Genomic DNA, 10,879 nt, shown 5'->3' with positions numbered 1-10,879 from the left:
TTCACCACACGGAAAGCGCGCGCGGCGCTTGAGCCGGGCGCGCGTTTGCATAACTGTGCCGCGAACCCTTTGGACTGGAGAGCGACATGCCCGCAGACCGGCGCGACGACACGCCCAAGGCCCCCCTCATCCGGCTGGCCGACTACCGGCCCCCCGCCTGGCTGGTCGAAACCACGGATCTGACCTTCGACCTGCACCCGGACGCGACGCGCGTGCGCGCGCGCATCGACTTCACCCGCAACCCCGACGGCCCCGGCGGCCCGCTGCGGCTGGACGGGCGGGGCCTGCGGCTGCTGCGCGCCTCGGTCAACGGCGAGGACGTCACCGACCGCCTGACGCTGGACGCCGAGGGGCTGACGCTGGACGCCCCCCTGCCCGACGCCTTCGTGTGGGAATGCGAGACCGTGATCGCCCCGGCCGCGAACACCGCGCTCGAGGGGCTCTACCTGTCCAACGGCATGTATTGCACCCAGTGCGAGGCGCAGGGCTTTCGCAAGATCACCTACTATCCCGACCGGCCCGACGTGATGGCGGTGTTCTCGGTGCGCATCGAGGCCCCGGCCGAGCTGGGAACGCTGCTGTCGAACGGCGAGCCGGGCGAGAGCGGCCCCCTGCCCGGCGGCCGCCGCTACGCCTGCTGGCGCGATCCGTGGCCCAAGCCCTCGTATCTGTTCGCGCTGGTGGCGGGCGATCTGCGCGCCGTCTCGGACGCCTTCGTCACCGCCTCGGGGCGCAAGGTGGCGCTGAACGTGTGGGTGCGCCCCGGCGACGAGGACCGCTGCGCCTACGCGCTGGACGCGCTCAAGCGCGCCATGCGCTGGGACGAGGAGAAATACGGCCGCGAATATGATCTGAGCGTGTTCAACATCGTCGCCGTGGACGACTTCAACATGGGCGCGATGGAGAACAAGGGCCTGAACATCTTCAACTCGAAATACGTCCTCGCCAGCCCCCAGACCGCCACCGACCGCGACTACGAGCTGATCGAGAGCATCGTCGCCCACGAGTATTTCCACAACTGGACCGGCAACCGCATCACCTGCCGCGACTGGTTCCAGCTGTGCCTGAAAGAGGGGCTGACCGTCTTCCGCGATCAGGAGTTCACCGCCGACCAGCGCTCGGCCGCGGTCAAGCGCATCGAGGACGTGCGCCAGCTGCGCGCGCGCCAGTTCCGCGAGGACGCGGGCCCGCTGGCCCATCCCGTGCGGCCCGACAGCTATCGCGAGATCAACAACTTCTACACCGCCACGGTCTATGAGAAAGGCGCCGAGGTCATCCGCATGCTGCGCCTGCTTGTGGGCGAAGAGACCTGGCGCAAGGGCATGGACCTGTATTTCGAGCGCCATGACGGCCAGGCCTGCGCCGTCGAGGACTGGCTGAAGGTGTTCGAGGACGTCTCGGGCCGCGACCTGTCGCAGTTCAAGCTGTGGTATGAGCAGGCCGGCACGCCCCGCCTGCGCGTGCGCGAGGAATGGGACGGGCGCGCGCTGACGCTGACCCTGTCCCAGCGCGTGCCGCCCACGCCCGGCCAGCCCGACAAGAAGCCCATGGTCATTCCCGTCGCTTGCGGCTTTCTCGGCCAGTCGGGCGACGAGATCGCGCCCCGGCGCCTGTTCGAGCTGACCGAGGCCGAGCAAAGCTGGCGCATCGAGCTGCCCGAGCGGCCGACGCTGTCGCTGCTGCGCGGCTTCTCGGCGCCCGTGATCCTCGAGCGCGACGCCGATCCGGCCGAGCGCGCCTTCCTGCTGGCCCATGATTCCGACCCCTTCAACCGCTGGCAGGCCGGCGCCGCGCTGGCCGCCGACGCCATCGCCGCGCAGACGGCGCTGCGCGACGGAGTCCCGACGCTGACGCCCGCGCCCATCGCCCCCGGCGTCGTCGAGGCGCTGGGCAAGGCGCTGCGCGACGAAACGCTCGACCCCGCCTTCCGCGCCCTGATCCTGGCCCCGCCCTCGGAAGACGAGATCGCACAGGCCCTGTTCGACCGCGACGGCGTGGTCGATCCGCAGGTCGTCCACGCCGCGCGCGAGCGCTGGAAGGACGCGCTGACCGACGCGCTGGCCGACGACCTGGCCGCGCTGCGCGCCCTGCACCGCCCCGTCGGCCCCTACAGCCCCGAGGCCGCCGACGCCGGCCGCCGCGCCCTGGCCAACGGCGCGCTGGCCCTTCTGGCGCGCCGTCCGCAGGGCCAGGCCGACGCGGCGGCGCAGTTCGCCGCCGCCGACAACATGACCGACAAGCTGGCGGCGCTGACGGCGCTGACGCACAACGGCGCGCCGCAGGCCGACGAGGCGCTCGAGGCCTTCCGCCGCCAGTGGGCGCACGATCCGCTGGTGATGGACAAGTGGCGCATGATCCAGGCCACCTCGCCCCAGCCCGACGCCTTCGCCCGCGTCAAGGCGCTGTCCGAGGCCGAGGACTTCCAGTGGCGCAACCCCAACCGGCTGCGCTCGCTGGTGGGGGCCTTCGCCATGGCCAACCCGGCGCGCTTCCACGCCGCCGACGGCGCGCCCTACCGCTTCTACGCCGACTGGCTCTTGCGCATGGACAAGGTCAACCCCCAGACGGCGGCGCGCATGGCCGGCGCGTTCGAGACATGGCGGCGCCTCGATGCCGGGCGCCAGGCGCTGGCGCGCGCCCAGCTGCAGCGCATCGCCGCCGAGCCGGGCCTTTCGCGCGATCTGTCCGAGATGGTCGAGCGCATGCTGGACGGCTGAAGCGCGCCGCCCGGACCGCGCGCTGCCCGCACCGCGCGCCGCCCGCACCGCGCCGCCCACGCCGGCCGGTCTGCGCCGGCTGACGCGCGCCAACCGAGGCGCGTCAGCCGCACCACGCCGCTCGCGCCGGACGGGCTGCGTCAACCGAACCAGGCGGGCCGAGCCGCGCGGGCCGAGCCGACGCCCCTCGTCGCCCCGCCGAAGGCGCCCCCAGGGCAAGCGGGAGCCGGCCCGCGCCCGACAGGCGCCCCCCGGGCTGCCCGCGCCGCCCGTGCCGCCCGTGCCGCTCGTCCGGCCCGCGCCAGGGGCCGAACCGCCCCCCGCCGAGGTTTGGACCGCCGCCCGCCGCCGCACGCGCCGCGCCCTCGGCCGCATTGACGCGCACCCGGCCTGGCGCGCCGCCGGCAGGAAGAGCGGCGCCGGCGGGTTTGCGCCCTCCGTCGGCCCGCGCGCGACGGCGCCCCGCGCCGCGCCCGGGCGTCGGCTTGCAAGGGCCGGAGCCGCCTCGCCCCGCCGCCGCGCATCAGGGGTCGGACTCGGCTTGCACAAACAAGAACAAATTGAGAACATACGCGCGCCCGCGCCCCGCGGGCGCCGGGATTCCTCCGCCATGGCCTTCGCCGAACTCTGCGCCACCTCGAACTACACCTTCCTCGTCGGCGCCTCGCATCCCGAGGAATACGTCCTGCGCGCCGCGCGCATGGGGCTCGAGGCCATCGCCATCGCCGACCGCAACTCGGTGGCCGGCGTGGTGCGCGCCCACCGGGCCCTGCGCGAATGCGCCGAGCAGGGCCTGCGCCCGCCGCGCCTGATCCCCGCCGCGCGGCTCGCGCTCGAGGACGGCGAAACCCTGGTCGCCCTGCCCCGCGACCGCGCGGCCTGGGGGCGGCTGACGCGCCTGCTGACCCTGGGCAAGCGGCGCGCGCGCAAGGGCGGCTGCATCCTGCGCGCCGAAGACGTCGCCGCCCACGCCCAGGGCATGTTCCTGCTGCTGACGGCGCCGCCCGAAACGGCGCAAGACGCGCAAACGGACCCGGCCGGCGCGGGCGCCGCGGCGCAAGCGGCGCAACGCTGGGCGCGCCGGCTTCCCGGGCAGACGTTCCTGGCCGCCGCCCCCCGCCATGACGGGCGCGACCGCGAACGCCTGGCCGCCCTGGCCGCCGCCGCCGAAGAGGCCGGCGCGCCGCTGGTCGCCACGGCCGACCCCATCATGCACCATGGCGCGCGCCGGCGCCTGGCGGACGTGCTGCGCTGCATCCGCGAGAAGACCGTCATCGACCGCCTCGGCCGCCGCGCCCTGCGCAACGCCGAACGGCGCCTGCGCGCCGAGGCCGAGATGCGCCGCATCTTCGCCGGCCACGAGCACGCCGTGGACCGCGCCGCCGAGCTGGCCCGCGCCTGCGCCTTCTCGCTCGACCAGCTGCGCTACGAATACCCCGACGAGGTCGCCGGCGGCGAAGACCCCCAGACCCGGCTCGAGCGCCTGACCCGCCAGGGCCTGGCCCGCCGCTACCCCCAGGGCGTCCCCGCCCGCGTGCAGGCCATGGCCGAGCGCGAGCTGGCGCTGATCGCCCGGCTGGGCTACGCGCGCTACTTCCTGACCGTGCGCGACCTGGTCGAGTTCGCCGAAAGCCGCGGCATCCTGTGCCAGGGGCGCGGCTCGGCGGCGAACTCGGTGGTGTGCTACGCGCTGCGCATCACCGCCGTCGCCCCCGAGGTCGCCGCGATGGTGTTCGAGCGCTTCATCTCCGAAGCCCGCGACGAGCCCCCCGACATCGACGTGGATTTCGAGCACGAACGCCGCGAGGAAGTCATCCAGCACATCTACGCCCGCTACGGCCGCAGCCGCGCGGGGCTGTGCGCCACCGTCATCCGCTACCGCGCCCGCCGCGCCGTGCGCGAGGTGGGCAAGGCCATGGGCCTGTCCGAGGACGTGACCGGCGCCCTGGCCTCGCAGGTCTGGAGCTGGTCGGCCGAGGGCGTCGACGAGGCGCGCCTGCGCGAGATCGGCCTCGACCCCGCCGACCGCCGCCTGCGCCAGACGCTCGAACTGTGCCGCCAGATCATCGGCTTTCCGCGCCACCTCTCGCAGCACACGGGCGGGTTCGTCATCACCCGCGGCCGGCTGGACGAGCTGGTCCCCATCGAGAACGCCGCCATGGAGGACCGCACCGTCATCGAGTGGGACAAGGACGACATCGACGCGCTGGGCATCCTCAAGGTCGACGTGCTGGCGCTGGGCATGCTGACCTGCATCCGCAAGTGCTTCGACCTGATCGCGGCCCATGGCGGCCCGCGCTGGACCCTGGCCACCCTGCCGCCCGAGGATCCCGAGGTCTACGACATGCTGTGCCGGGCCGACAGCCTGGGCGTGTTCCAGGTCGAAAGCCGCGCGCAGATGAACTTCCTGCCCCGCATGAAGCCGCGCTGCTTCTACGACCTGGTCATCCAGGTGGCCATCATCCGCCCCGGCCCCATCCAGGGCGACATGGTCCACCCCTATCTGCGCCGGCGGCGCGGCGAAGAGCCGGTCTCGTTTCCCTCCGACGCGCTGGGCGAGGTTCTGGCGCGCACGCTGGGCGTGCCCCTGTTCCAGGAGCAGGCCATGCAGATCGCCGTCATCGGCGCCGGCTTCTCGCCCGCCGAGGCCGACCGGCTGCGCCGCTCGCTGGCCGCCTTCCGCAAGAGCGGGACCGTCTCGGCCTTCCGCGAGCGCTTCGTCGAGGGCATGACCGCAAGGGGCTATGCGCGCGACTTCGCCGAGCGCTGCTTCAGCCAGATCGAGGGCTTCGGCGAATACGGCTTTCCCGAAAGCCACGCCGCCAGCTTCGCGCTGCTGGTCTACGCCTCGGCCTGGCTCAAGCGCCATCACCCGGCCGCCTTCGCCTGCGCGCTGCTCAACGCGCAGCCCATGGGCTTCTACGCCCCGGCCCAGATCGTGCGCGACGCGCGCGCCCATGGCGTCGAGGTCCGCCCCGTCTGCGTCAACGCCAGCTATTGGGACAACACGCTCGAACCATCGGCGCGCTCGGCGGGGGGGCTGGCGCTGCGGCTGGGCTTTCGCCAGGCGCGCGGCGTGCCCGAAGAGGACGCGCGCTGGATCGCCGCCGCGCGCGGCAACGGCTACGCCGCGCCCGAGGATCTGCGCCGCCGCGCCGGGATCGGCGCCGCCACGCTCGAGCGCCTGGCCGAAGCCGACGCCTTCGTCGCCCTCGGCCTGACCCGGCGCCAGGCGCTGTGGCAGGTCCGCGCCCTGCGCGCGGCGGCCTCGCCGTTGCCCCTGTTCGACGCCACGCTCGAGGGCGAGGGGCTGGACGAACCCGCCATCGCCCTGCCGCCCGTCGCCCCGGGCGAGGAGGTGGCCGCCGACTACGCCGCCCTGCGCCTGAGCCTGCGCCGGCATCCGCTCGAGCTGCTGCGCCCGCGCCTGGCGCAGGGGATGGGTCGCGCGCCCGCGCCGCTGCCCGCCGCCGCGCTGGACCACCCGCCGCCCGGCGCGCGGGTCCATGCGGCGGGGCTGGTGCTGGTGCGCCAGCGGCCGGGCACGGCCAAGGGGGTGGTGTTCCTGACGCTCGAGGACGAGACCGGCGTGGTGAACGTGGTGGTCTGGCCCAGGGTCTACGAGCGCTTTCGCCGCGCGATCATCGCCGGGCGGCTGCTGCGCGTGCGCGGCCGCATCCAGCGCGACGGCGAGGTGACGCATCTGGTCGCCGACCGGGTCGAGGATCTGAGCGCGCTGCTCGACGAGCTGGCCGCGCCGCCCGAGGACCCCGACTCGTCCGATGCCGCATCCCCCGCCGCGCGCCGCGCATCCCCCGCCAGCGCGCCGCGCGGCCCCGCAGGCCACCCGCGCGCCCAGGCGCGCCGCCTTTTCCCCGCGCGCGAATTCCGCTGACCGCCCCGACCGCCCGCCCGCCCGACCGACCACCCACCCGCCCGACCGGCCCCCGCCGCGCCGGCCGCCGCGATCGCCGGCGGCGCAAACGCAGAGCGCGGGGCGCCGCTGGTCCGCCGCCCGGCGCAATCCGCGCCCGAAGGCGCAAGGCGCCGCCCATCGGACCCCGGCGACGCGCGGGAGCCGGGCGGCCAAGGCCCCAAGGCGCCGCTGAAAGGGAACGAACAGGAAAGCGGGCCCTGACCGGCGCCCGCCGCGGCCCGACGAGGCGCCCGAACGAAAAGCCCCGCCCGGATGAACCGGGCGGGGCCATGGGCCGCGCCTGGCGTCCAGGCGGCGCGTCAGTCTTCGAGCGGCACCGCCACGAAGCGCAGATCGCCCCGCGCATGGACCAGAAGCAGCACCGCCTTGCGGCCGGCCTCCCTCGCCTCCTTGACCTTGCGGCGGACATCTGCGGGGCTGCGCACCGGCTCCTGCCCGACCTCGACGATCACGTCGCCCGGGCGCAGGCCCTTCTCGGCGGCGGGCCCCTCGGGATCGACCGCCTCGATCAGCACGCCCTCGACATTCTCGGGCAGATCGGCGGCGGCGCGGCGCTCGGGGGTCAGGGCCGTCAGCTTCATGCCCAGCGCCTCGACCGCGCCCAGCGCGGGCGGCGCATCGTCCGAGCCGGCGGCCGCCTGCTCGCTTTCCTCGAGCCGGCCGAGCGTGACCTTGAGCGTGTGCGTCTTGCCCTTGCGCCAGACGGTCACGCGCACGGGCTTGCCCACCTCGGCGTCGGCGACCATGCGCGGCAGGTCGCGCATCTGCTTCACGTCCTTGCCGTCGAAGGACAGGATCACGTCGCCCACCTGCAGGCCGGCCTGCGCGGCGGGGCCGCCCTCGACCACGCCCGAGACCAGCGCGCCGCGCGCGGCGTCAAGGCCCAGCCCCTCGGCGATCTCGTCGGTCACGGTCTGGATCTGCACGCCCAGCCAGCCGCGGCGGGTCTCGCCGAACTCGCGCAGCTGCGAAACCACCTTGGTGACGATGGCCGAGGGCACCGCGAAGCCGATGCCGATCGACCCGCCCGAGGGCGAGATGATGGCCGTGTTCACCCCGATCACCTCGCCGTCCATGTTGAACAGCGGACCGCCCGAGTTGCCGCGGTTGATCGCCGCGTCGGTCTGCAGGAAGTCGTCATAGGGCCCGGCGTTGATGTCGCGGTTGCGCGCCGAGATGATGCCCGCCGTCACCGTCCCGCCAAGGCCGAAGGGGTTGCCGATGGCCAGCACCCAGTCGCCCACCCGCGCCTTGTCGCTGTCGCCGAAGGGCACGAAGGGCAGCGGCGCCTTGGGCTCGACCTTGAGCAGCGCGATGTCGGTCTTGGGGTCCGTGCCCACGACCTTGGCCGGCAGGGACTCGCCGTCGGTGAAGTTCACCTTGATCTCGTCCGCGCCGTCGATGACGTGGTTGTTGGTGACGATGTAGCCGTCCTGCGAGATGACGAAGCCCGAGCCCAGCGAGCTGACCTTGCGCGGCGGTCCGCCCTGATCGCCGAACAGCTCGGGGAACAGGTCGCGGAAGGGCGAGTTCTCGGGCAGGCGCGGCCCGAGCGGGCGCGAGGGACGCGCCACCGTCTGCGAGGTCGAGACGTTGACCACCGCCGGGCTGAGCCGCTCGGCCAGGTCGGCGAAGCTTTCGGGCGCGCCGCGCGCGGCGGCCTCGCGCGCGGCGCCCAGCGCCAGCGCGGCGGCCAGCGCCAGCGTGGCCAGCATGGCCCACAGCAGCCGGGCCGCGCCGGGCCGCGCGGCGGCCGCCGCGACCGCATCCGGTCGGCGGGTTCGTGTGATGGACAAGGTCGTTCTCCTCCTGATCCTGCGTTGTCTTGTTTCGTCCTGCGGGCGCCCTCGGGGCCTGCGGCGTCGCCTTTCAGATGTGTCTTTTGCGCCGCACCGCAAGAGCATCGCGCCCCGCCGCGATCACGAGCGCGCGATCATCAGCAGCGCCACGCCCGCCGCCGCCGCGCCAAGACCCAGCATGCGCCGCCGCTCGACGCCCGCCGCCTGCAGAAACGCCAGCGCCCGGACCACGAGCCCGGGCGCCAGGGCCAGCATCAGCCCCTCGAAGGCCAGCACCGCGCCAATGGCGAAGACGACGTCGCGCATCGCCCTCGCCCCTCGCTCATTCGGCCATGCCGCGGCGCGGGTCGCGATCCGCGCCGCCGCCCAGATACTCGAAGAACTCGCTGCCCGGGGTCAGCACCAGCGTCGTGCTGCCGGGCTGGATCGACTTCTCGTAGGCGCCCAGCGAGCGGTAGAAGGCGAAGAACTCGGGGTCCCTGCCGAAGGCCTCGGCGAAGATTCGGTTGCGCTTGGCGTCGGCCTCGCCGCGGATGATCTCGCTGTCGCGCCGCGCTTCGGAAACCAGCTCGACGGCCTGGCGGTCGGCGTTGGCGCGCACGCGCTGGGCGGCCTCGGCGCCGCGGGCGCGCTCGTCGGCGGCCTCGCGCACGCGCTCGGCCTTCATGCGCTCGAAGGTCGCCTGAAGGTTCTGCTGCGGCAGGTCGGCGCGGCGGATGCGCACGTCGATGATCTGCACGCCCAGCGTCGCGGCGCTGCCGCGCGCGGCGTCGCGGATGCGCGCCATCAGCTGCGCGCGGTCGTCGGACAGGATGTTGTCGGACATGACCGAGCCCAGCACCTCGCGCAGGGCGGCGTTGAGGATGCGCTCGAGCCGCGGCAGCGCCGCCGCCTCGGTCTGCACCGCCTGGCGGAAGCGCAGCGGATCGACGATGCGCCAGCGCGCGAAGGCGTCCACCACCAGGCGGCGGTCGTCGAGCGGCGTGATCTCGAGCTCGGAAGTCTCGAGCGGCAGGATGCGGTCCTCGTAATAGACCACGTTCTGGATGAACGGGATCTTGAAGTAGAGCCCCGGCTGGCGGTAGCCGTCGGGGTCGCCCACCACCTTGCCGAACTGCAGCTTGAGGGCCTGCTGGCGCTCATCGACGATGAACACCGAATTGGCCAGCACGAAGACCAGCGCCGCGAGGACCGCGGCCAGAACGGGTCCCTTCTTCATCGGTTGGCCCCCTTGTTGAGCTCGTTGAGCGGCAGGTAGGGCACCACGCCCGGGCCGCCCTCGCCGCCGGCGATGTTCTCGTCGACGATGATCTTGTCCACCCCGGCCAGGACGCGCTCCATGGTCTCGAGGTAGAGGCGCTTGCGCGTCACGTCCTTGGCGCGGGCGTATTCCTTGTAGACGGCCAGGAAGCGCGCCGCCTCGCCCTCGGCCTCGTTGACGACCTGGGCGGCGTAGCCCTCGGCCTCCTGCAGGATCTGGGCGCTTTCGCCGCGCGCCTGCGCCAGGCGCTTGTTGGCGTAGGCCTCGGCCTGCTTCTTGGCCGTGTCGCGGTCCTGGGCGGCCGCCTGCACGTCGCGGAAGGCGTCGATGACCTCGGGCGGCGGGTCGGCCTTGTCGAAGTTCACGCGCACGATGTTCACGCCCGACTCATAGCTGTCGAGCGTGTCCTGGATCAGCTTCTCGACCTCCTGGCTGATGATGGCGCGGTCGCGGTTGAGAATCGGCTTGAGCTGCGAGCGGCCGATCACCTCGCGCATGGCCGATTCCGACACGGCGCGGATGGTGGCGTCGGCCTCGGCGATGTTGAACAGGAACTTGGTCGGGTCCGAGATGTTCCACACCACCTGGAAGTCGATGTCGACGATGTTCTCGTCGCCGGTCAGCATCAGGCCCGTGTCGCCGCCCCGGCGGCGCGAGGTCGCCGGCTCGGAGCCGATGTCGATCAGGTTCTCGCGCGTGACTGCGAGCTTCTCGTAGGTGACGACCGGCCAGGGCGCGAAGTTCAGGCCCGGATCGCGCACGGCGTAGAGCTCGCCGAAGAACAGCTCGACCGAGCGTTCCTCGGGCGCGACGGTGTACACCGAGGCGTAGACCCACAGCGCGAAGGCGCCCAGCGCCGCCAGCGTCCAGCCGCCGCGGCCAAGCCCGCCGCCGCCGCCCGAGCCGCCGCCGCCCGGCCCGCCCGGGCCGCCGCCGCCGAAGATGACCTTCAGCCTCTCGCGCCCCTGGCGCAGCAGCTCGTCCATGTCGGGGCCTTCGCCCCCGCCGCCGCCCGGCCCGCCCGAGCCGGGCCCGCCCCCCCAGGGGTTGCGGCCGCCCGAGCCCCGGTCGTCCTTGCCGCCGCCGCCCCATGGGCCGCCGGAGTTGTTGCTGAATGGCATGTCGGTTTCGGTCCTCCGTGAATTCTCGCGTCGCCGCCGCCCTG

The 10,879-nt window shown here is 73.6% G+C and carries 6 protein-coding genes; 2 read left to right on the top strand and 4 right to left on the bottom strand.

What is annotated here, in order from left to right; genetic code table 11:
• Positions 1 to 86 precede the first annotated feature (86 nt).
• Together pepN and BMW67_RS06890 are read left to right on the top strand one after the other, a co-directional pair.
• Positions 87 to 2,717: an aminopeptidase N gene (gene pepN / locus BMW67_RS06895; protein WP_072746261.1), complete on the top strand. Its 2,631-nt coding sequence runs from the start codon at positions 87 to 89 to the stop codon at positions 2,715 to 2,717.
• A 610-nt stretch (positions 2,718 to 3,327) separates the two neighbouring features.
• Positions 3,328 to 6,612: an error-prone DNA polymerase gene (locus BMW67_RS06890; RefSeq protein WP_072746262.1), complete on the top strand. Its 3,285-nt coding sequence runs from the start codon at positions 3,328 to 3,330 to the stop codon at positions 6,610 to 6,612.
• A 341-nt stretch (positions 6,613 to 6,953) separates the two neighbouring features.
• Here the strand turns inward: BMW67_RS06890 and BMW67_RS06885 are convergent, their stop codons facing one another.
• From BMW67_RS06885 to hflK, 4 genes are all read right to left on the bottom strand, one after another.
• Positions 6,954 to 8,369 (bottom strand): DegQ family serine endoprotease, encoded by a 1,416-nt coding sequence (locus BMW67_RS06885; protein ID WP_072746576.1) that lies wholly within the window; start codon positions 8,367 to 8,369, stop codon positions 6,954 to 6,956.
• A 204-nt stretch (positions 8,370 to 8,573) separates the two neighbouring features.
• A complete protein-coding gene (locus tag BMW67_RS06880; protein ID WP_072746263.1) occupies positions 8,574 to 8,759 on the bottom strand; it encodes a DUF2065 family protein in 186 nt (61 codons plus the stop codon).
• Between the two features lie 16 nt (positions 8,760 to 8,775).
• Positions 8,776 to 9,672 (bottom strand): protease modulator HflC, encoded by an 897-nt coding sequence (gene hflC, locus BMW67_RS06875; protein ID WP_072746264.1) that lies wholly within the window; start codon positions 9,670 to 9,672, stop codon positions 8,776 to 8,778.
• A complete protein-coding gene (hflK, locus tag BMW67_RS06870; protein WP_072746265.1) occupies positions 9,669 to 10,835 on the bottom strand; it encodes an FtsH protease activity modulator HflK in 1,167 nt (388 codons plus the stop codon). The genes hflC and hflK overlap by 4 nt, the downstream gene beginning before the upstream one ends.
• Positions 10,836 to 10,879 lie beyond the last annotated feature (44 nt).

Origin of the sequence: Oceanicella actignis (assembly GCF_900111545.1) — a bacterium.
Classification (GTDB): domain Bacteria; phylum Pseudomonadota; class Alphaproteobacteria; order Rhodobacterales; family Rhodobacteraceae; genus Oceanicella; species Oceanicella actignis.
This window is presented reverse-complemented; position numbering and strand designations above follow the sequence as displayed.